The organism is Ruegeria sp. AH7 (genome assembly GCF_056541325.1).
This window is the reverse complement of sequence record NZ_JBQFYF010000001.1, coordinates 643439-665383: the sequence shown is the minus strand read 5'-3', so window position 1 is coordinate 665383 and position 21945 is coordinate 643439. Positions and strand designations below refer to the sequence as shown.

19 protein-coding genes and 1 tRNA gene are annotated in these 21945 nt (G+C 57.5%); 9 read left to right on the top strand and 11 right to left on the bottom strand.

All coding sequences use genetic code 11. The features are described from left to right. Complete coding sequence (iscR, locus tag ACR0JX_RS03355; protein WP_353007674.1) at nt 1-459, bottom strand: Fe-S cluster assembly transcriptional regulator IscR; 459 nt, start codon at nt 457-459, stop codon at nt 1-3. A 177-nt stretch (nt 460-636) separates the two neighbouring features. Between iscR and ACR0JX_RS03350 the strand changes: the two genes are divergently transcribed. From ACR0JX_RS03350 to ACR0JX_RS03325, 6 genes are all read left to right on the top strand, one after another. Further along, nucleotides 637-1290 carry an alpha/beta hydrolase gene (locus ACR0JX_RS03350; protein ID WP_170536610.1) on the top strand — a complete coding sequence of 218 codons (654 nt, stop codon included), beginning with the start codon at nt 637-639 and terminating at the stop codon, nt 1288-1290. Continuing rightward, entirely contained in the window at nt 1290-1535 is a 246-nt protein-coding gene (locus tag ACR0JX_RS03345) for a hypothetical protein (protein WP_480541377.1), read from the top strand. Before ACR0JX_RS03350 ends, ACR0JX_RS03345 begins: the two co-directional genes overlap by 1 nt. Beyond that, nucleotides 1532-2695, top strand: coding sequence for an HD domain-containing protein (locus tag ACR0JX_RS03340; RefSeq protein ID WP_480541375.1), 1164 nt, complete (start codon nt 1532-1534; stop codon nt 2693-2695). The genes ACR0JX_RS03345 and ACR0JX_RS03340 overlap by 4 nt, the downstream gene beginning before the upstream one ends. Nucleotides 2696-3070: 375 nt before the next feature. Then, nucleotides 3071-3406: a DMT family transporter gene (locus ACR0JX_RS03335; protein WP_480541373.1), complete on the top strand. Its 336-nt coding sequence runs from the start codon at nt 3071-3073 to the stop codon at nt 3404-3406. Between the two features lie 76 nt (nt 3407-3482). Continuing rightward, nucleotides 3483-5300, top strand: coding sequence for a translational GTPase TypA (typA, locus tag ACR0JX_RS03330; RefSeq protein ID WP_480541371.1), 1818 nt, complete (start codon nt 3483-3485; stop codon nt 5298-5300). A gap of 462 nt (nt 5301-5762) precedes the next feature. Continuing rightward, a complete protein-coding gene (locus tag ACR0JX_RS03325; protein ID WP_480541369.1) occupies nt 5763-6320 on the top strand; it encodes a hypothetical protein in 558 nt (185 codons plus the stop codon). Between the two features lie 71 nt (nt 6321-6391). Here the strand turns inward: ACR0JX_RS03325 and ACR0JX_RS03320 are convergent, their stop codons facing one another. The 4 genes from ACR0JX_RS03320 to recA all read right to left on the bottom strand — a co-directional run bounded on the left by ACR0JX_RS03320 (nt 6392) and on the right by recA (nt 11585). Then, the gene (locus ACR0JX_RS03320) at nt 6392-7015 is read right to left on the bottom strand and encodes a transglutaminase-like cysteine peptidase (RefSeq protein ID WP_480541367.1); all 624 of its coding nucleotides are present in this window, start codon (nt 7013-7015) and stop codon (nt 6392-6394) included. A 361-nt stretch (nt 7016-7376) separates the two neighbouring features. Then, nucleotides 7377-7664, bottom strand: coding sequence for a DUF1330 domain-containing protein (locus ACR0JX_RS03315; protein WP_480541365.1), 288 nt, complete (start codon nt 7662-7664; stop codon nt 7377-7379). A 1-nt stretch (nt 7665) separates the two neighbouring features. Beyond that, on the bottom strand, nt 7666-10338 hold the full coding sequence (gene alaS, locus ACR0JX_RS03310; protein ID WP_480541363.1) for an alanine--tRNA ligase: 2673 nt from the start codon (nt 10336-10338) through the stop codon (nt 7666-7668). A 179-nt stretch (nt 10339-10517) separates the two neighbouring features. After that, a complete protein-coding gene (gene recA, locus ACR0JX_RS03305; protein WP_480541361.1) occupies nt 10518-11585 on the bottom strand; it encodes a recombinase RecA in 1068 nt (355 codons plus the stop codon). Nucleotides 11586-11777: 192 nt separating this feature from the next. On the opposite strand from recA, the gene ACR0JX_RS03300 reads away from it, so the two are divergent. Beyond that, complete coding sequence (locus ACR0JX_RS03300) at nt 11778-12371, top strand: sulfotransferase family 2 domain-containing protein (protein WP_480541359.1); 594 nt, start codon at nt 11778-11780, stop codon at nt 12369-12371. A 5-nt stretch (nt 12372-12376) separates the two neighbouring features. On the opposite strand, the gene ACR0JX_RS03295 is transcribed toward ACR0JX_RS03300, so the two are convergent. The 3 genes from ACR0JX_RS03295 to guaB form a co-directional block, all read right to left on the bottom strand. Further along, nucleotides 12377-14668: an ATP-binding response regulator gene (locus ACR0JX_RS03295; protein WP_480541357.1), complete on the bottom strand. Its 2292-nt coding sequence runs from the start codon at nt 14666-14668 to the stop codon at nt 12377-12379. A 111-nt stretch (nt 14669-14779) separates the two neighbouring features. Beyond that, nucleotides 14780-15937, bottom strand: a complete 1158-nt coding sequence (locus tag ACR0JX_RS03290; RefSeq protein ID WP_480541355.1) for an RsmB/NOP family class I SAM-dependent RNA methyltransferase — start codon at nt 15935-15937, stop codon at nt 14780-14782. Between the two features lie 16 nt (nt 15938-15953). Continuing rightward, the gene (guaB, locus tag ACR0JX_RS03285) at nt 15954-17402 is read right to left on the bottom strand and encodes an IMP dehydrogenase (protein WP_480541353.1); all 1449 of its coding nucleotides are present in this window, start codon (nt 17400-17402) and stop codon (nt 15954-15956) included. A 216-nt stretch (nt 17403-17618) separates the two neighbouring features. Between guaB and ACR0JX_RS03280 the strand changes: the two genes are divergently transcribed. Next, a complete protein-coding gene (locus ACR0JX_RS03280) occupies nt 17619-19667 on the top strand; it encodes an ASKHA domain-containing protein (RefSeq protein WP_480541352.1) in 2049 nt (682 codons plus the stop codon). A gap of 46 nt (nt 19668-19713) precedes the next feature. Here the strand turns inward: ACR0JX_RS03280 and ACR0JX_RS03275 are convergent. Continuing rightward, a tRNA-Gly gene (locus ACR0JX_RS03275) sits at nt 19714-19787 on the bottom strand. Nucleotides 19788-19850: 63 nt separating this feature from the next. Further along, nucleotides 19851-20222: a VOC family protein gene (locus tag ACR0JX_RS03270; protein WP_480541350.1), complete on the bottom strand. Its 372-nt coding sequence runs from the start codon at nt 20220-20222 to the stop codon at nt 19851-19853. Between the two features lie 39 nt (nt 20223-20261). Between ACR0JX_RS03270 and ACR0JX_RS03265 the strand changes: the two genes are divergently transcribed. Further along, nucleotides 20262-20798 (top strand): winged helix-turn-helix transcriptional regulator, encoded by a 537-nt coding sequence (locus ACR0JX_RS03265; protein WP_480541348.1) that lies wholly within the window; start codon nt 20262-20264, stop codon nt 20796-20798. Nucleotides 20799-20882: 84 nt separating this feature from the next. On the opposite strand, the gene ACR0JX_RS03260 is transcribed toward ACR0JX_RS03265, so the two are convergent. Continuing rightward, entirely contained in the window at nt 20883-21944 is a 1062-nt protein-coding gene (locus ACR0JX_RS03260; RefSeq protein ID WP_480541346.1) for a methyltetrahydrofolate cobalamin methyltransferase, read from the bottom strand. Nucleotide 21945: the final 1 nt, after the last annotated feature.

Genomic DNA, 21945 nt, shown 5'->3' with positions numbered 1-21945 from the left:
CTATTCATCAACAAGAGCAAACAAGCTGGGCACAGCGGGACATGGGGCGAGATCGTTCTTGATCACATCCGACAACCGGGTCTGATGTAGGAACACATAGACATGCGCACTCATGCTTTCCCAAAGACGATTGGTCAGGGATTGAGCGCGGCTGCCAGAAGATGCCCCAGAGGCACCCGCGCCCTTGGATAAGGCGTCAACTGTTTCATCAACAGCCGACAGAACCTCGACGACACGGATTTCGGACGCGGGCCGCGCCAGACGATAGCCACCACCGGGCCCTCGAACAGACGCCACAAGTTCAGCCCGGCGCAACTTGACAAATAACTGCTCGAGATAGGGCAGCGAAATGTCCTGTCGTTCCGATATCTCACCCAGCGTGACCAACTGATCCGAGGGCTGCAGCGCGATGTCGGCCAGCGCAACCATGGCATAACGGCCCTTCGTCGACAGCTTCATTGGCATTCCCTCATGGCAAGATACACGCGAAATCATTGACGCCGCCGCCGCCAGTGCGTATCTCCGACGGGCAGCGACAATACGCGCCGCTATTAATTAGAACCGTTCTAAGGTGCCCGACGATTATCGTCAAGTATATCCGGGCTCGAAGAAGAAAAAGACAGGACCAAAGCACACATGCCCGAGGTGATTTTTCCCGGACCCGAAGGCCGCCTGGAAGGCCGCTACCACCCGCAAAAGGAAAAAGACGCTCCGATCGCCATCGTCCTGCACCCGCACCCGCAGTTCGGCGGGACCATGAACAATAAGGTCGTCTACAACCTGCATTACGCATTCTACAACATGGGCTTTACCGTGTTGCGCTTCAACTTCCGCGGCGTGGGCCGAAGCCAGGGCGAGTATGACCAGGGCGTAGGAGAATTGAGCGATGCGGCATCGGCGTTGGATTACCTGCAGTCGATGAACAATAACTCGAAACACTGCTGGGTGGCGGGGTTCTCGTTTGGCGCATGGATCGGGATGCAGCTGCTGATGCGTCGACCCGAGATCACGGGCTTTATCAGCGTCTCGCCCCCAGCCAATATGTATGATTTCTCGTTCCTGGCACCCTGCCCGTCTTCTGGCCTGATCATTAACGGCTCATCCGACCGTGTTGCGCCGCCGGCAGACACCACATCACTGGTCAACAAACTGCACGAGCAGAAAGGCATCACCATCACCCATACCGAGGTTGAAGGCGCCGATCACTTCTTCCAGGATCGCCACATGGACACGCTGATCACCGATGTCAGCGACTATGTGAAACGCCGCCTGACCGAGAATACCCGCTGATGTCAGACACCATCACGACCCTCGCCGCCAAGCTGGCAGAGGATACGATGAAGGTTATGGATGAAACCGGTGATGACCGATTCTTTGTTGAAGTTGGCGAAGTGCTTGGTGCGGCCTCTCAATCTCTGGAAGAGGCGTTTCTGACTGAAATCCGCGTGCGTCTGGCCGAACGCAAGGCACGCGCCTTTGTCATCAAACGTCTCAGCACCCACCGCTCCAAAGTGAAAGCCATCGAAAAACAATGACGGATCGACTGTCGGCTCAAATCGCGTTTCTGAAACAGGCCGACAGGTTAAAAACGGTAGAACGCGCCAATGTTCTGCTGGATCAATCGCGCCCCGAAAACTCGGCCGAGCACAGCTGGCATCTGGCGCTTTGGGCGTTGGTTATGGCGCCTCTGGCTGCACCTGAGGTCTCGATTGACCGGGTCATCCGGATGCTGCTGCTCCATGATCTGGTCGAGATCATCGTAGGCGACCATCCTATCCATCTGGATACCGACTGGCAGGCGGTGGCGGAGGCCGAAAAACGGGCGGCGTCACAGCTCTTTGGCCTATTGCCGCCCGATCAGGCACAAGAGTTTCAGGCGCTTTGGCAGGAATTTGAAGGCGATCAGACGGCAGACGCCCGCTTTGCCAAGATACTGGATCGCTGCCAGCCCCTGTTTCAGGTGCTCTGTGCAGATCAGCCCCAGCCCGCGCATATCGAGATTGCAAAGGACAATATGGACGGCGGGCGCGTCGCCTATCTGGCCCAAGCGTTTCCTTTGGCCTTCGGCCACGCAAAGGCCCTGTTGACTAGGGCAACCCCAGACACAAACGCATTTACCACGCGGCTTCCGTTCCTGTCCGAGGCCGACCAACTGAAAACCGTTTTGCGCGCCTCACGTCTCATGACATCGGACAGGTTCGAAAACTCAGCCGAGCATTCCTGGCACATCATGCTCTATGCTTGGGTGCTGTCGGAACATGCCGAAACCGATATTTCGGTTGCGCGGGTGCTGCGTATGCTTTTGCTGCATGACATTGTAGAAATCGACGCCGGCGATCACCCCATTCACGGTCACGTGGATCACACGGCACAGGCCGCAAAGGAAGAGGCTGCCGCACAGCGGCTTTTCGGCTTGTTGCCCGCAGCGCAGAACGCCGAATTTTCTGATCTGTGGTATGAATTCGAAGCGGCTGAAACAGCGGATGCGGTATTTGCCAAAGCAGTTGACCGCTACCAAACGCCCATCGCCAATCTGGAAACTGGTGGTGGATCGTGGGTCGACTATGACGTGACTTATGCGCAAATCGAAATGCGGGTTCGGCCTGCAATTGAGACTGGCGCGCCTGCCCTATGGCGTTGGCTGCAGCCTCAATTGGCCGCATATTTCCAAACTCAAGTTACAGTGGACGCCTGAAACATAACGGAAAAAAGGAGCCCAAAGGCCCCTTTTCCCCCTACCGGATCAGATCGGCGCTCAAATCACGCTACCATCCAACTTTTGAACCATACTGGCTGCATCAGTATCGACGGACCCCCCGCCAGCAAGCCACCCAAGCGCCACGATAAGAAACGCGGCAAGAATCACAGTTTTTGCAAATAAGGTCATAAAATACACTCGGTAACAAAACACCAACAACGGCGCAGATGTTACACGATCACGTGTTTACCTAAAGTCAGGTATACCTGACCCGGTAGTCAGCGCCATGACCGGCTTACTTGAATCCCCTTGCCTGCCAGCCTGATTCCGTGCTCAAGCTGACCCGGCCCGTGCAAGATTAAGGTTATGACAATGCCCAAAGCCTACCTGATCCTGTTGATCGCGGTTTTTGCAGAAACGGTTGGGACAACGGCATTGCAGGCCAGCCAGCAATTCACGCGATTTTGGCCTTCGGTTCTGGTCGTGATTGGCTACGGATTCGCATTCTACCTGCTGGGGCTGACACTGAAATATATGCCTGTGGGCATTGTTTATGCCATCTGGTCCGGCCTTGGCATCTTCTTTATCGCCATTATCGGCTTTTTGGTCTTCGGGCAGAAACTGGACGTCTGGGCGATCCTTGGTCTGTCGTTGATTCTGGCCGGGATTTTGATCATTCACCTGTTTTCGAAGACCGCAGGCCACTGAAGACCGGTTAGGGCTGGTATATTTTGGCGTGCCGCGTTATGCGCGCGGCAACTTCCCGTTCAAAGGCTGACCTCTCATGGACCTGCGCAATATCGCAATCATCGCTCACGTGGACCACGGCAAGACAACGCTGGTGGATGAGCTGCTCAAACAATCCGGCGCGTTCCGGGAAAATCAGGCCGTGGCCGAACGCGCCATGGACAGCAATGATCTGGAACGCGAGCGCGGCATCACCATTCTAGCCAAGGCGACTTCGGTCGAATGGAAGGGCACGCGCATCAATATCGTCGACACCCCCGGCCACGCCGATTTCGGGGGCGAGGTTGAGCGGATCCTGTCCATGGTCGATGGCGTTGTCCTGCTGGTTGACGCTGCTGAAGGTCCAATGCCGCAGACCAAATTCGTGACCTCCAAGGCGCTGGCCTTGGGCCTGCGGCCGATTGTGGTGCTGAACAAAGTCGACAAGCCCGACGCCGAACCCGACCGCGCGCTGGATGAGTGTTTCGACCTCTTCGCCAACCTCGGCGCGGATGATGATCAATTGGATTTCCCGTCCATGTATGCCTCGGGCCGGTCCGGCTGGGCTGATATGGAGCTGGACGGGCCGCGCAAGGATCTGACCGCACTGTTCGACCTGATCGTCGATCACGTCCCCGCCCCAAAGCAGGCCGAAAAGAAAGACGAACCTTTCCGCATGCTGGCCACCACTTTGGGCAGCGATCCGTTTATCGGACGCATCCTGACGGGCCGTGTGGAAGGCGGTACACTTAAAGCGGGCGACAGTCTCAAGGCGCTTAGCCGCGATGGAACACTGATCGAGAATTTCCGCGCCTCCAAGATTCTGGCCTTCCGTGGTCTGGCGCAGCAACCGATTGATGTGGCCGAAGCTGGTGACATCGTCACCATCGCCGGGATGAGCAAAGCCACCGTCGCGGACTCGCTGGTCGCGCCGCAGGTGGAAGAAGCCCTGCCCGCTCAACCCATCGACCCGCCGACCATCACCGTGACCTTTGGCATCAACGACTCACCCCTGGCCGGCCGTGACGGAAAAAAGGTCCAATCGCGCGTCATCCGCGATCGCCTGATGAAAGAAGCCGAATCGAATGTCGCCATTCGCATCACCGACACCCCAGGCGGCGAAGCCTTCGAGGTCGCAGGCCGTGGTGAATTGCAGATGGGTGTTTTGATCGAAAACATGCGTCGCGAAGGATTCGAACTCAGCATCTCTCGCCCGCAGGTTCTGTTCCGCGAAGAAGATGGTCAGCGCCTGGAACCGGTCGAGGAAGTCACGATCGACGTGGATGACGAATATTCCGGGTCGGTCATCGAAAAGATCACCGGCGCCCGTAAGGGTGAGTTGGTCGAGATGCGCCCGGCAGGCGCTGGCAAGACCCGTATCATCGCCCATGTCCCCTCGCGCGGGTTGATCGGCTATCACGGTGAGTTCCTGACCGACACGCGCGGTACAGGTGTTCTGAACCGCGTGTTCCATGACTGGGCCCCACATAAGGGCCAAATTCCAGGCCGCCGTGCAGGTGTTCTGATCTCGATGGAGAAAGGTCAGGCTGTCGCCTATGCGCTTTGGAACCTCGAGGAACGTGGTCGCATGTTCGTGGGCCCACAGGCCGAGGTTTATCAGGGCATGGTAATCGGCGAGCATTCGCGCGATAACGATCTAGAAGTGAACCCGCTGAAAGGTAAGAAGCTGACCAACGTTCGCGCCAGCGGCTCGGATGATGCAGTGCGCCTGACACCGCATGTTCAATTCTCATTGGAAGAGGCGATCGCCTATATCGATGACGACGAACTGGTCGAGGTTACACCCAGCGTTGTGCGCCTGCGCAAACGATATCTGGACCCGCACGAGCGCAAGCGGATGGCGAAATCTGCCTAAATTGTGGCAAATTCAGGGTTTCAAAATTAGAAACAATGACACGAGTGTGACATTTTTTCATCCATCGCAAAAATGGTGAACTGGGGCCGGTTTGACCTAAGGTCAGGTTTAGCCCCTGTTTTTCATGGCTGATCAACTTTAAGTAAAGTTAAGAATAACTCTTTCACCAAGAGTCCCTCTTGTAAATTCGGCCTAACAAAGGTGTATTCTGGGCCAAAGTGTGACGTCGTTCATACAACGCACGTTTTGATTGGTGCATAAGATCGACGCAGTTGGTAATGAGTTTTGAGGAGTGGCGCTATGCGCATTAAATCCCGTTTGTTTTCCCTTGTTTTTGCATCTGCATCTGCGTCTTTTCTTGCAGCAGGCCCAACCTTTTCGGACGGGACCTGCACGATCCGCACTGCAAAGCAATCGGTTTCAACAGAAACCCTTTGCGCTTGTAAGGTCGTGGACGCCCGAATGCTGCGATACATTCAGCGTCGGGCTGATTTCGAAGACATTCTATCCCGCACGCTTCAAACCTGCCCGGCTTTCGCAGCAGTTCTGACTGACTTTCCCACAGCGTCGATTACAAATCCTCAGCGTACGGGTGACGGCCCCGCTGATGAGAGCGGTGGCGGATCTGGAGGTGGTTCCAGCTCTGGTGGCGGCTCAAGCTCGGGCGGTGGCTCGGGTGACGGCGGCGGCACTGGCGGCGGTTCCAGCTCGGGCGGCGGCTCGGGTGACGGCGGCGGCACTGGCGGCGGTTCCAGCTCGGGCGGCGGCTCGGGTGACGGCGGTGGCACTGGCGGCGGTTCCAGCTCGGGCGGCGGCTCGGGTGACGGCGGTGGCACTGGCGGCGGTTCCAGCTCGGGCGGTGGCTCGGGTGACGGCGGCGGCACCGGCGACGGCGGTGGCTCGGGCGGCGGCTCCGGTGATGGCGGCGGCACCGGCGACGGTGGTGGCTCAGGTGGCGGCACTGGTGACGTGGGCGCCACCGGCACAACAAACGACCCTGCCCCGAACAACAACGTTTGATACGGCTTCAAAAAAACACCAGCTGCGTAAATCGCGGCTGGTGTTCTCTATTTCACAACAAACAAAAGCGTTTAGCTGCTTCCGAATACACCTACCCAACGACGGGGTTGCTTGGGATCCTGCATGCGAAGGAAAAGATACCGTGTCGATGCCCAAGGCTTGATGCTATTTGTCAGGTTATCCAAAACAAGATCGCCGCTGTCAGAACGATAGACCAACACCGCATGCGCGTTGCGGCGTGTATCCAACACCGTTGCGATCAGCAGCTTTCTGGGGTCAATGCCTGCAGCGATCAGATCGCGTTTTTTCAACAGAGCAAAATCTTCGCAATCACCGCCCCGAGACGTGGGAAGCGCCCAACGTTCACGGGTTTTGTATTGAGATTGATCCGTCACCTCGCGAATGGTCGCGTTTACATGACGATTTACACGCTGGACGATCTGCATTTCCTGCTGGCTGGTCAACCTGCCGGACCGCTTGGTAGCACAAGCCCAGTCATACTGACGGCACAGCTGTCGCGCCCCGGATGGCGGAGGAGAGGCTGAAACGATTGTAATAAACGCACCCTCGGATGCCTGCGCTGCTGGCGCGGCCCCCAAAGTGCCAAGCAAGAGAGCGGCTGCACATACAAAGTGTCTCGACCCTAAGGTTGCGCGCCCCAAGACAGGCATGAGTTTCGTGCCGATCGATTTCATTCCTGATCCCCAATCCGTGTTCAACCATGCGATTGCAGTTAAACCGGACACTGCCCTGTTTTTAGAAAATATCCGTAAACATGGCCCGCGATGCAATCTAGGACGAACTTGACGGGGAAAAAGGGCGGAAATTCGTCACTTACCATGACAAAGTTGGGCAAGAATTGGGGTCAGATTGCCACAATTATAACGGGAATTCTGAAATTCAACCTTAGGTTATCGAGACAACTCCCTGTAAATAATCATATTTAACAGATAAGTAATAGTCGACGCGAAGAGTCTCAATTTCATCCTTCGCGCCTTGGCCGATTTTCGCTTATAAACCGCGACCTTGCGCAACAAAGATCGCGCAAGATGATTCTCACTCTGTGATTTCGACGACAACCAGCTCGCGCTCACTCGCGCCGCGCGCATGATTCAAGGCCGCCTGGTAGTCGTCTGAGTTATAACACTCAACCGCCGCTTCGACCGAAGGAAAGCGCGCAACGACATTTCGGGGGCGCTCTTTTCCTTCCAGTTGAACATATCGGGCCGCACGCGCGATGAACTCACCGCCATGCTTTGCAATCGCCGGCCCTGCCAATTCTGCATATTTCCCATAGGCGTCCGTGTCAGTCACAGTCACATGTGCAATCCAAAGTGCAGCCATCTTATCCTCCCAATACCTGCTCGGCGGCCTTGATCGCAGCGTCTGAGCTCGTGGTATCCTTACCACCGCCTTGCGCCATATCTGGACGTCCACCACCACCCTTGCCACCCAATTCGACAACGGCTGCTTTGACCAGGTCCACTGCAGAGACTTTGCCGATCAAATCAGGGGTAACACCGGCGGCCACAGCCGCCTTACCGCCTGTATCCGCTATCAGCAGAACCGCGCCCGAACCAAGACGCGCTTTGTGTTCGTCGATCAAAGCCGGCAAGTCCTTGCCCGATACGCCGCTGAGAACCTGCGCCAGAAAGCTGACCCCGTTTACATCACGGGCCTCGGCCCCACTTCCCTGCCCCGCGCCACCAGCCATTGCCAGATCGCGGCGCAGCTGCGCAACTTCGTTTTGCAGCGCCTTCCGCTCATCCAGCAAGGATTTCACGCGCGTGACGACATCATCCGGCTGCGCTTTCAACTCCAGAGAAATTTGCGAAAGCCTTTGATCCTGCCCGGACAGATAGCGGAACGCTTCATCTCCGGTCAGCGCTTCGATACGGCGGACACCCGCACTGCTGGCACTGTCGCCAAGTACCACAAAAGTTCCGATATCGCCGGTCTGGCGCACATGGGTGCCACCGCAGAGTTCAATCGACCACGTTTCACCATCCTGGCCTTTGCCGGTGGGCGCTTTGCCCATCGAAACGACGCGCACTTCATCGCCATATTTCTCGCCAAACAGGGCCTGCGCACCTAATTCGCGCGCGTCATTCGGGGTCATGATCCGGGTTTCAACGGTTGAGTTCTGGCGGATGAAGTCGTTCACCTCGCGCTCAACCTTGTGAATTTCCTCAGATGTCAAAGCCTTTGAATGGCTGAAATCGAACCGTAAACGATCCGCTGCATTCAATGACCCACGCTGCGCGACGTGGTCACCCAACGTTTCGCGCAAGGCTTCATGCAACAGGTGCGTCGCCGAGTGATTGGCTCGGATTGAGGACCGGCGCGCGTGATCAACCTCAAGCTCGACCGCATCACCCTTGGATAGCACGCCGCGCTCTACGGACACTTTGTGAGCATAGACTTTACCATCCGCGAACTTCTTAGTGTCTTCGACGCGCGAAACATCATCGCGCTCTTCCAAACGTCGAATCTCGCCCACATCTCCGACCTGACCCCCGGCCTCACCATAGAATGGGGTCTGGTTCACAACGACCCAGCCGCTGCCACCCTGCTCGATTGTGTCGACTAGCGCACCATCGACGATCAGCGCCGCGATCTGCCCTTCGGTCTTTTCCGTGTCATAGCCCAGGAAATCAGTTGCGCCAGCGGTATCGAGCACATCGAACCACACCGCCTGGTCCGCCGCCTCGCCCGAACCGGCCCAGGCTGCGCGCGCTTTGGCCTTTTGTTCGGCCATGGTCGCATCGAAGCCATCGGTATCCACGGTCCGACCCTTTTCACGCAGCGCGTCCTGTGTCAGGTCCAATGGGAAACCATAGGTGTCATACAGCTTGAACGCGGCGTCGCCAGGTAAGGCCGCGCCCTCGGGCAAGCCTGCCACTTCTTCATCCAGAAGTTTCAGACCACGATCCAGCGTTTGCTTGAAGCGTGTTTCTTCCAACAACAGGGTTTCTTCGATCAACGGCTGTGCCTGTCCCAACTCGGAATACTGCGCGCCCATCAACTGCACCAGTGTTGGCACCAGCCGGTGCATAACCGGGTCCTTCGCGCCCAGCAGATGCGCGTGACGCATGGCCCGGCGCATGATCCGGCGCAGCACATAACCGCGCCCGTCATTGGATGGCATCACCCCATCGGCGATCAGGAAGGAGGTTGACCGCAGGTGATCCGCGATCACCCGGTGATGCACATTCTGATCTCCGTAAGGATCAACGCCGGTTGCATCTGCCGAGGCTTCGATCAGGGTCTTGAACAGGTCAGTTTCATAGTTGTCATGGCTGCCCTGCAGCAGAGCGCCAATCCGTTCCAGCCCCATGCCGGTGTCAATCGACTGCATATCGAGTTCGACCATCGAGCCGTCTTCGAACTGCTCGTTCTGCATGAAAACGATGTTCCAAATCTCAATGAACCGGTCGCCGTCTTCCTCGGCCGATCCCGGAGGGCCGCCCCAAATGTGATCGCCGTGATCATAGAAAATCTCGGTGCACGGGCCGCAAGGGCCGGTCGGGCCCATCTGCCAGAAATTGTCATTGGTAGCGATGCGGATGATCCGGTCTTCGGGCACGCCGACCTTTTTCCAGATCTCAAACGCCTCATCATCCGTATGGTAAACCGTGGTCAGCAAACGGTTCTTATCAATGCCATATTCCTTGGTAATCAACTCCCACGCAAAAGGGATAGCCTCAGGCTTGAAATAGTCACCGAACGAGAAGTTCCCCAGCATCTCAAAGAACGTGTGATGCCGTGCGGTGTAACCCACATTATCCAGATCGTTGTGCTTGCCCCCGGCGCGAACGCATTTCTGCGCCGTTGTGGCGCGTTGATAGTCACGAGTTTCAACGCCGGTAAACAGGTTTTTGAACTGTACCATGCCCGAATTCACGAACATCAGTGTCGGGTCGTTACGCGGCACCAAGGGGCTGGACGCCACCACTTCGTGCCCTTGCTTGGCGAAGTAGTTCAGAAAGGTCGATCGAATATCGTTCAGCGTGGGCATTTGGGCTCTCTCAGCGCGCAATCAGAATGGTTTGCGCAGGTTTACCGCCGCACCCAGGGAGTGTCCACAGCATAGGCTGCCTGAAAACGAAACAAGGCGGCCCCATTGGGCCGCCCTATTCCTAATATTCTCAGCGCCTTCGGGATGCAGGGGGATTTCTGCTGCCCCCCAAGCGGCCATTAAGCCTCGAGGATGTCGTCATCCTCGGTCGCGCCTGGTGCCATGTCGAAATCCAACCCATGGGCTGCACGAATCTTATCTTCGATCTGCAGCGCGATCTGGCCGTTATCTCGCAAATATTGCTTGGCGTTTTCACGCCCCTGCCCGATCCGCTCATCGCCATAGCTGAACCAGGATCCCGATTTCTCGACCACACCGGCCTTCACACCCAGATCAAGCAGTTCACCCATCTTGCTGATGCCTTCGCCATACATGATGTCGAATTCCACCTGTTTGAACGGCGGTGCCACCTTGTTCTTCACAACCTTGACGCGGGTCTGGTTGCCGACCACCTCGTCACGATCCTTGATGGCACCGATGCGGCGGATGTCCAGCCGGACCGAGCTGTAGAATTTCAGCGCATTACCACCGGTCGTGGTTTCCGGGCTGCCGAACATGACGCCGATCTTCATCCTGATCTGGTTGATGAAGATGACCATACAGTTCGAACGGCTGATCGAGCCGGTCAGTTTACGCATCGCCTGGCTCATCAATCGGGCCTGAACGCCGACATTGCTGTCACCCATATCGCCTTCCAACTCGGATTTCGGCGTCAGCGCCGCCACCGAGTCGACGATGACCATATTCACAGCCCCGGAACGCACCAGCGTATCGGTGATCTCAAGCGCCTGTTCGCCGGTATCGGGCTGCGAGATCAGCAGCTCATCCAGATCGACGCCCAGCTTGCGTGCATATTGCGGGTCCAACGCGTGTTCCGCATCGACAAAGGCGCAAACGCCGCCGCGTTTTTGCTGTTCTGCAATACAATGCAGCGTCAGCGTGGTTTTACCGGAGCTTTCTGGTCCGTAAATCTCAACGATACGACCCATTGGCAGACCGCCAATTCCGAGCGCTATATCCAGACCCAGAGACCCGGTCGAGCTGGCCTCGATATCCTGTTTGCTGTCTTCGCCCAGCTTCATGATCGAGCCTTTGCCGAACTGACGTTCGATCTGGGCCAGCGCGCTGTCGAGCGCCTTTTGCTTATCTGCGTTTTTCTTGTCGCTCATCGTCAGAAGATCCGCCATTGTCCTGTCGCTTTCCCTTTTGTCACACCCTTTGCCGGGCGGCAATCGCTGCTTTGTTCGCCTCTTGTTCCTTATGGGACCAAAAAGAGAACATTTCAACTAAAACTTACAGAACCTACTCTTCGGCAATTGTGTTAAAGAGTGGTTTACGACAATCTGCAATCGTAACGGTCCAAGTCTCGGGATTGATAAATGCTTGTTTTCTATAAAGAACGCCTTGCGTTTTTATCTGTACCCAAGACAGGTAGCACCGCCTATCACACAGCACTCGGATCACGCGCGGATCTGGTGATCACAGGCCCGCCCGAGTTGAAACACTCCCCGGTGCGCCGGTTTGATCGTTTTTTTCAGAACATGTACCGAAAAATGTATGACACCGAGATGGAGATCATGGCTGTCGTGCGCGAACCCATCGACTGGCTGGGCAGCTGGTATCGCTTTCGCAGCCGCGATGACCGTATCGGGCATCCGCATTCAACCCGTGATCTAAGCTTCGATGAGTTTGTCCGCGCCTATATGCAGAACCCGCGCCCGAAATTTGCGGATGTGGGCAGCCAGCACCAGTTCTTTCGCACCCGCAACAACGGCGTCGGCGCCAGCCACGTTTTTAAATATGAACATCAGGACAAAATCCTGAACTTCCTGCAAGAGCGGCTGCAAATGGACATCACCCTGCCACGCGAAAATGTCTCTCCGACCCGGAACATGTTTCTGACACCCGAGACCGAGACCATGTTTCGTAAGAGACACGCCGAAGAATTTGCGACCCATGACGCAGCGCAATAAGCGCGTCAGTTGAGCTTTTCGAACACGGCTTCGGTCAGTTGGGTCAATGAGAACGGCTTAGGCAGGAAGGTCGAGTTGGCGATCTGCGGTCCGGAATCGCCAAACGCGCCTTCGGTGTATCCAGACACAAAGACAACGCGCGCATCGGGCCGGGTTTCCAGGGCTTTGCTAACCCATGTCGGACCATCCATGCCCGGCATCACCACATCGGTTACAAAAACATCAACGACCAATTCAGGGTCGTCCAATATGTTCAGGGCATCCTCTGCAGACTCGGCCTCCAACACGGTATAGCCTTTCAGGCGCAAAGCGCGGGTTGCAAAGGCGCGGACCGGAGCCTCGTCTTCGACCAGCAAAACGACCCCTTCACCTTGACGATTGGTCTGCGGGCTATGCGATACGTCTTCGATCACCTCTGGTTCAGAGGCGGTTTTGCAAACCGGGAGCAAAAGGGTGAAGTTCGTCCCGTGCCCAACAACGCTGTCAACAAAGATAAAGCCGCCTGTCTGTTTCACGATACCGTAGACGGTTGACAGGCCCAGACCCGTCCCCTCCCCGGTGCGTTTGGTTGTGTAAAACGGCTCGAACACTTTTTGTAGCTTGTCGGCCGGTATTCCGATACCGCCATCCTTGACCTTGACGGTGACATATTCGCCCGGCTCGACCGTGGCTCTGTCCCGCATCAATGGGTTCGTCAGGGTTAGAACCTCAGTCTCAATCCGAATTTCACCGCCTTCGGGCATGGCATCGCGGGCGTTGACCACCAGATTCATCAGCACCTGTTCGAGCTGACGTTTGTCGGCGCGAACGGGTTTGAGCACGGGGTCATGGCTCAGCGTCAGATGTACCTTTTCCCCGACCAGACGATTCAGCAGGTGAATCAGATCTGAGATCGTATCCCGCATATCCAGTACCTCGGGGCGCAAGGTTTGTTTGCGCGAAAAGGCCAACAACTGGCTGACCAGCGCCGCCGCGCGGTTGGCGTTCTGGTTGATCTGCACCAGATCCGCATAGTCGGGATCATTCTGATCGTGCCGCAGCAACAGCAGGTCGCAATGGCCTGAGATGGCGGTCAGCAAGTTATTGAAATCATGCGCAACACCGCCCGCCAACTGGCCAACAGCCTGCATCTTTTGCCCCTGCACAAATTGCGCCTCAAGCGTTTTTAACTCGGTCGCATCGTTGAGAACCGCGATCAAACATACCTGACCATCTTTGTGAACACGGCTGAGTGTAACTTGTATGAATATCTCTTTGTCATCACGGCTAAGCCGCAGAAACTCGGACCGATGCGCTTCTTCTTCCGCTGCCGTCCGAGCCAGCCACTCTAACACAGGATGGTTCAAGCCCTGCATGATGGTGCTGATGTTGGTTTTGGTGAGTTCACCGCCACCCAACAGCTTCAACGCCAGCCGATTGGCTTGCAGGATCGTCCCGTCAGGGGACAGGCACAAAAGCGGCACGGGAAGATCATTGAAATGCGTCCCGATCCCCTGTTTAGGGGGGGCGGCCAGCGGAACCAGCGCCAGATTGCGCCCTGTGCTCGAGTTGGACAACTCGGACACGACCGCAGTTTGATCCCCGGCTTTGGTACAGAGCCGCATGATACCGATTTGTTCATTGCCAACTTCGGGCAGTACCTGATCCATGGTTTCTGGCAGAAAACCCAATAGACGTTCAGCGGCGCGGTTCAGTCGCAAAACATCACCGTTTCGCCCTTCGGTCAGAACCGGCAGAGACACTGAGTCCCAGGGTCCGCTCTCTTCAAATCGAAAACGCCAACACAACAGCCCGTCACATAGCCGGAAGACCGATACCGGGATTGTTGTATCAAGCGTCACCACATGTTCGTGCGCCCGGCCCTGTGATTGCGCCCGCGATTGCAGGCGCAGTAAGATCGCCGCCGGATTGGCAAAGACGGGGCGCAGACAATGGGTCAGTGCCTCACCTGGCATCGCGCGGAGCCTTTGATAGGAAGCCGCATTGGCAATCAGGATTTCGCCCTCGGCATTGGCAATCAAACAGGGGTACGTATCCTGCTGCGCAAAGGCTGCCATCACGGCGGTCGATCTCTGTACAGATCGGTTGCTCAGCGCCACCCTGAGAACCACAATCAGCGCAATCACTGCCAGCGATCCGCCTGAAACCCAAAGTCCCATGGCCCAATCCGGGGATACAAGTTTCGTGCTGGGTGCCAAAACAAGTGCGAGCGCCAGCAGGGCCAGTGCAGCAATACGTTGTATAGAAGGGACCGTATCAGAACGCGGTTGATAGGGTAAATCGGCAATGTCGGACATCAATGGCTCGGTCAAAAGGGCGTTGGGGCATCTGGAACTTAAATTGGTTAAAACCCGCTTAACGAATCTAGTCGCACGAGCCTCTACCTAAAGTTGCTAGAGCCCACCTTGCTACCGCGTCAAGTGTGCCGTAAAGAAACCATCCACACCGTGTGTTACCCGCCACGATTGGCGCAAAGACTGCTGCCAGTTGGGGTTGGACTGTAAGAACGCCTCGACAATGTCACCATTTTCACAGTCAAGCATCGAGCATGTGGCATAGGCCAAAACTCCATCGCGCTGCACAAACCCCCGAATGCCATTTAGTATTTGGGCCTGAACACTCGTCAATTCGTGTAAACGCGTCCCGGTCAAGGCCCATTTCCCCGCCGGAGCACGCCGCCAGGACCCGCTGCCAGAACACGGGGCATCGGCAAGCACGATGTCAAACGGCCCATGGTCTGCAAGCTCACCAGAGCTGAGCAAGGTGATATCAGCCCCCGCCCGCTCCGCTCGATTGGGCAAATCCCGCATGCGGCCTGCATTCACGTCATGGGCGAACACGGTGACATCTCTGTGCGCAGCAAGAGCCAGCGATTTACCCCCGCCGCCGGCGCAATAGTCCAGAACACGCATACCCGGCTGCACATCCAGCGCCGCCACAACGGCTTGGCTCGCAGCGTCCTGCAATTCAACCAGCCCGTTTGTATAGGCACGGCTTTGTCCGATCTTGCGCGCACCGTCCGTGACATCAAGCGCCGTTTCACAAATTGGATGCGGGATTGCGGCGATGCCCTCCGCAGCCAAGGCCTCGGTCGCCAACGCAAGATCGGCTTTCAGAAGGTTCACGCGCAGATGAACACCCGCACGGCTCTGCAAAGCTTCTGCAGCGGCTTCCGTATCCGCGCCCAACGAGGCACAAAACTGCGGCCACAGCCATTCAGGGATGTCCAATCTTTCCGCATCGCTTTCAAAAGCACGCGCGGTTTCGGAGGCACTTACAGGCGGCGGAGCATGCCTGTCGCCCGCAAACACGGAGCTTACATCACCACCCTGCGCCCGCACGGCCCCGATCATTAGGCCGCGCCCGGTACATGCACCGCCAAGCGCGGCAAAAGATCGTTTGCGGCGTAACGCGTCAAACACATGATCCCGCACCGCTGCACGATCCTTGGACCCGGCAAACCGACTGCGGCGCGCCCAGCCGGTCAGGGCCTTTTCAACGGGTGCTCTGCCCAGTATCTCATCCAGAATCTCGATCGAAGCCTGGACGCGCGCCGCAGGTGTCATGTCTTAACCTGCAACCTTACATCACCCGATAGTTCGGGCTTTCGCGGGTGATCTGCACGTCATGCACATGGCTTTCTTTCAGACCTGCCCCGGTGATTTTCACAAAGTTGCAGTTCTTACGCATCTCTTCAACGGTTGCACAGCCGGTATAGCCCATCGCTGCGCGCAGGCCGCCCACCAACTGGTGCACAACAGCCCCGGCTGACCCTTTGTAGGGCACCTGCCCCTCAATCCCTTCGGGCACCAGCTTGTCATTGGCGGCATCCTTCTGAAAATAGCGATCGGCCGAGCCACGCGCCATCGCACCCAGACTGCCCATGCCGCGATAAGATTTGAAAGACCGGCCCTGGTACAGGATCACCTCACCCGGGCTTTCATCGGTCCCGGCAATCATCGAACCCACCATGGCGCAGGAGGCCCCCGCCGCTATGGCCTTGGCGAAATCGCCCGAGAACTTGATACCGCCATCGGCAATCACCGGAACATCACCAGCCGCTGCCGCGCAATCCATGATCGCCGTCAGCTGAGGCACTCCGACGCCGGCCACCATACGCGTGGTACAGATCGAGCCCGGCCCGATACCCACTTTGATGGCGTCCGCGCCCGCGTCGATCAATGCTTTGGTCGCCTCGGACGTGGCAACGTTCCCTGCGATGATCTGAACCTCGTTCGACAGGGTCTTGGCGCGTTTCACCGCATCCAGAACGCCTTGTGAATGGCCATGCGCTGTATCGACAACGATGATGTCGACACCTGAATCGACCAGCAGTTCCGAGCGTTCAAATCCGGCATCGCCAACCGAGGTTGCAGCCGCCACACGCAGACGGCCAAGGCTGTCTTTACAGGCGGTCGGGTTCAGCACGGCTTGTTCGGTGTCTTTGAGGGTCAACAAACCGGTTAGCTTGCCCTCACCATCAACGACCAGCAGTTTTTCGATGCGGCGGGCGCGCATCAGGCTTTTGGCTTCTTCCAGATCGGCAGGCTCTTGTAGCATCGCCAGGTTGTCCGCGGTCATCATCGCGTGGATCGGCGTGTCATCCGAGGTCGCAAAGCGCATGTCCCGATTGGTCACGATGCCGACGACGCGCCCCTGATCATCCACCACAGGGAACCCGGTGAAATTGTAGCGCTGCACCAGCGCCTGCGCGTCGGCCAGTGTCTGATCGGCGCGCAGCGTGACCGGGTTATAGACGATCCCCGATTCGAAGCGTTTAACCCGGCGCACTTCGCGGGCCTGTTCTTCGATCGAAAGGTTCTTGTGGATCACCCCGATGCCCCCCGCCTGGGCCATGGCAATGGCCATGCGCGCTTCTGTCACGGTGTCCATGGCCGAGCTGAGCAGCGGGATGTTCATGGTAATCTGACGTGTCACACGTGTCGTGGTATCTGCCGTGGCCGGCAGCACCGTTGATGCCCCTGGCACCAAAAGAACATCATCAAAGGTAAGCGCCTCACGAATCTGCATCTGATCACCCCATGCAAAAGCCCGTTTGGCGGTGACCCTATTGCATGGATCAACTCCAAGGAAAAGCCCCTGAACCGAAGTTGTTGCCAAAAGCATCAGAACACCGTGCCTTAAAACGACGCTTGTTGTTGAAAACCTGCCGCTGAATGGCCTTTCCCTTTCTCACGAAATTCATATCTTGCGCGGGACACGCGCGAATACAAAGGCAGGCCATTCATGACCACCGACCCTCTTGTCGTCTTCACCCCATCCGGCAAACGCGGGCATTTCCCGGTTGGCACGCCAATTCTGACTGCAGCGCGGCAGTTGGGTGTTGATCTGGATTCGGTCTGCGGCGGGCGCGGCATCTGTTCGAAATGCCAGATCACACCCAGCTATGGCGAGTTTCCCAAACATGGCGTCACGGTCAGCGACGGTGCGCTGAGTGAATGGAACGCGGTCGAGCAGCGCTATGAAGACAAACGGGGGTTGAAGCCGGGCCGCCGTCTGGGCTGTCAGGCCACGGTGCAAGGCGATGTGGTGATCGACGTACCGCCTGAAAGCCAAGTGCACCGCCAGGTCGTGCGAAAGGCCGCCACTGCGCGCGCTATCACCATGGATCCGGCAACGCGTCTGTATTTCGTCGTGGTTGAAGAACCTGACATGCATTCGCCGACCGGTGATCTGGAGCGGCTGGAACGTGCCTTGCGCGACCAATGGAAGATCGACGCCATCACTGCTGATCTGTCGCTTATGTCCAAGCTGCAACCCGTGCTGCGCAAAGGTAAATGGGAGGTCACGGTCGCCATCCACAAAGGCCACAAGGACTCTGTCGCGCGGGTTGTCGACATCTGGCCGGGCCTGCACGAAGGCGGGCTCTATGGTTTGGCCATCGACCTTGGCTCAACCACCATCGCCGCGCACCTGACCGATCTGGATACCGGCGAGGTCAAAGCCTCTTCCGGCCTGATGAACCCCCAGATCCGTTTTGGCGAAGATCTTATGAGCCGCGTGTCCTATGCCATGATGAACCCCGGCGGCGATCAGGAAATGACCAAAGCGGTGCGCGAGGCGATCAACGATCTGACCACCTCAATCGCTGATGAGGCCGGGATTGACGCCGCCCTGATCGTGGAAACGGTTTTTGTCTGCAACCCGGTCATGCATCACCTACTGCTGGGTCTGGACCCGGTCGAGTTGGGGCAAGCTCCATTTGCGCTGGCCACATCCGAGTCGATGTCCCTGCCCGCGCATGAGATGGACCTGATCAACATGAACCCGCGGGCACAGGTCTATATCCTGCCCTGTATCGCAGGCCATGTGGGTGCGGACTGCGCCGCTGTGGCCTTGTCGGAAGAGCCCGGAAAATCCGAGGATCTGGTTTTGATCGTCGACGTCGGCACCAATGCGGAAATCCTGCTGGGCAACACCAGCCGCGTTCTGGCCTGTTCCTCGCCCACCGGCCCCGCCTTTGAAGGCGCACAGATCAGTTCGGGCCAGCGTGCCGCCCCCGGCGCCATCGAACGGATCGAGATCGACCCAACCACCAAAGAACCCCGTTTCCGCGTCATCGGGTCCGAGAAATGGTCGGACGAAGAGGGCTTTGACGTCGACATTGCCACCACCGGCATCACTGGTATCTGCGGCTCTGGCATTATCGAAGCGGTCGCCGAAATGCGTATGGCGGGCCTGCTGGATGAAAGTGGCCTGATCGGCTCAGCCGAGCAGACCGGCACATCGCGCAGCGTGCCCGAGGGTCGCACCCATTCCTACCTGATCCACGATGCCAGCGCCGATGGCGGCCCGCGGATCACCGTCACCCAAGGCGACATCCGCGCCATCCAACTGGCCAAATCCGCGCTTTATGCAGGCGCGCGGTTGTTGATGGACGAGATGGAGGTCGACCGAGTGGATCGCGTTGTCCTCGCAGGTGCGTTTGGCGCACATATCTCGACCAAGCACGCGATGGTTCTGGGTATGATCCCGGATGCCCCGCTGGACAAGGTGTCCAGCGCCGGGAACGCCGCAGGTACTGGTGCCCGGATAGCGCTGTGCAACATCGGTGCACGGGCCGAAATCGAGCGCGTAGTTCGCGAAATTACCAAGGTCGAAACCGCCATCGAGCCGAAATTCCAGGATCACTTCGTCGCAGCCAACGCGATCCCGCACAAGACGGACCCGTTCCCCGAACTGGCCCGAGTCGTCACCCTGCCCGCGCCCTCGTTCAATACAGGCGGTGGCGAGTCCGACGCTGGCGGAGGTCGGCGCCGTCGCCGCAGGGGATAACTGGATCAGCGCAGGACCTGGTTTTCCGGATCTAAACACGGAAATCTGGAGCGGGTAGCGGGAATCGAACCCGCGCGTTCAGCTTGGGAAGCTGACAGGCTACCATTACATCATACCCGCCGCGCAGATGTGGATAGCACCCCCTTTGACCGGGGTTCAAGAGGGATCATGCGGGGCCAAAATCTACTTGGTCAGGTCCTGCGCCAGCATCAGCGCATTGTTGTCTGGATCGAAAAAGGTTGCCGTGCTGACCATGCCCTCGACGGTCTCGGTTTCGCCATCAAACCGTACGCCAGCGGATTCCAGCGCCTTGCGGGCTTCTGATATATTGGCCACGCCGAATACGGGCACGCAGTTGCCGGGATTGGGCTCTGCCTGCTCGCCCAGACCCAGAGTCACGCCCTTGGTGTTGGTCTGCACCTCGCTCCAGCCTGCTTCGTCCATATGGTATACAAGCGAGAAACCCAAGTTTTCCTGATACCACGTCGCGCTTGCGTGGCGGTCGCGTACGGACAGGGCAAGTGTGATCGTATCATCAAGAGAAACGCGTGCCATGTGCTTTACCTTTTTTCATAATACTAGTAACTATACTTTATGGACATTCCGACACTTGTCAACCTGACATCACGGGCCTGGTCACTCAGCATTCTGGCGCTGTTGGATGCGGGTACGCCGGGACGTCAGGCCCCCTTGCTGGCAGCGACCAACGCAAGCCGGACCTCCTTTCGTGCCAGCCTTGATCACCTGATTGCGCTGCGTCTTCTCGAAAGAAATCCGGGCCACGGCCATCCTTTGCGGCCCGAGTTTCGGCTGACACTAAAGGGTGTTGAGGCCGCGCAGATGGCCAGCAAGATTATTAAGGCCGTACCTGATGAAAGTGAATTTGCCCTGCTACGTAAAAGCTGGTCAGTCCCAGTTTTAGCGTTGACTAACTCGCCTCAGCGATTTTCAACCATGAAAACGGCACTGACTACAATCACGGACAGGGCGCTATCCGAGTCCCTGTACAGGCTGGAAGATCATCAATTGATTCAACGAGATATCAACCTTTCTGAACGCACACCCTACCCGACCTATTGCGCGATCAACACCGGTTTAGCGGTGAACCACGCCATCGGTTTGCACATCTGAGATCATACGCTGATCAGAGCTTCTCCTGCATGGAAAATAGAAAGGCCGGGCAAGTGCCCGGCCTGTGATCAAGTTGCGTTCAGCTTAGGCGCGGCGGCGGCGACCGCCTCCGCGACGTCCTCGCCCTTCGCCCTCGGCTCCGGGTGCCTCGGGGGCTTTGTTGAACCTGATCCACTCACCACCATGGGGGTCGTTGTTGGTGAGCAAATTGGCGGCGCGGATGGCCTCCATTTCTTTACCGGCGCGCGGTAGGGTCGATCCCAAACCGAACATCTGCACGAATGTCTCATCATCCATACCTTCAGGCAGGATGATACCTGCGGCGGCGACAGCCTCTTTCTTTTCGGCAATCTTCTTTTGCGTGACCGGCAATGCCACCGGGTTCATGATGGCCGAGGTCATGCCAGCGCCCATCGCCATCGGCAGGAAGGCGTTGTTGATGCCGTGACGGTTTGGCAGGCCAAACGAGACGTTGGAGGCACCGCATGTCGTGTTCACGCCCAGTTCTTCACGCAGGCGGCGAACCAAAGCGAACACCTGCTGACCTGCGGTCGCCATCGCGCCGATGGGCATCACCAGCGGGTCAACGACGATGTCATGAGCTGGGATACCGTAGTCAGCAGCGCGTTCGACAATCGTCTTGGCAACCGCAAAACGCACGTCGGGATCTTCGGAAATGCCAGTATCGTCATTCGAGATGGCAACAACCGGCACGTTGTATTTCTTCACCAGCGGCAAAACCAGCTCCAGACGCTCTTCCTCGCCGGTGACCGAATTCAGCAGCGGACGGCCTTCAGCCGCCTCAAGACCCGCTTCCAACGCACCAGGGACCGAGCTGTCGACGCAGAGAGGCACATCGACCAAGCCCTGTACCAGCTCAACGATCTTGCGCATCAGCGGCGGTTCGGTCTCGTTCGGATTGGGGTTCGAGTTGTAGACAACACCCGCATTGATATCCAGAACGGTCGCGCCTGCAGCAACCTGCGCCAGCGCGTCTTTCTCGACGGTCGAGAAATCGCCCGCTTCCAGTTCGGCGGCCAGTTTCTTGCGGCCTGTGGGATTGATCCGCTCGCCGATCACGCAGAACGGTTCGTCAAAGCCCAGAACGGCAGTTTTTGTTTTTGATTCTACGACTGTACGGGTCATG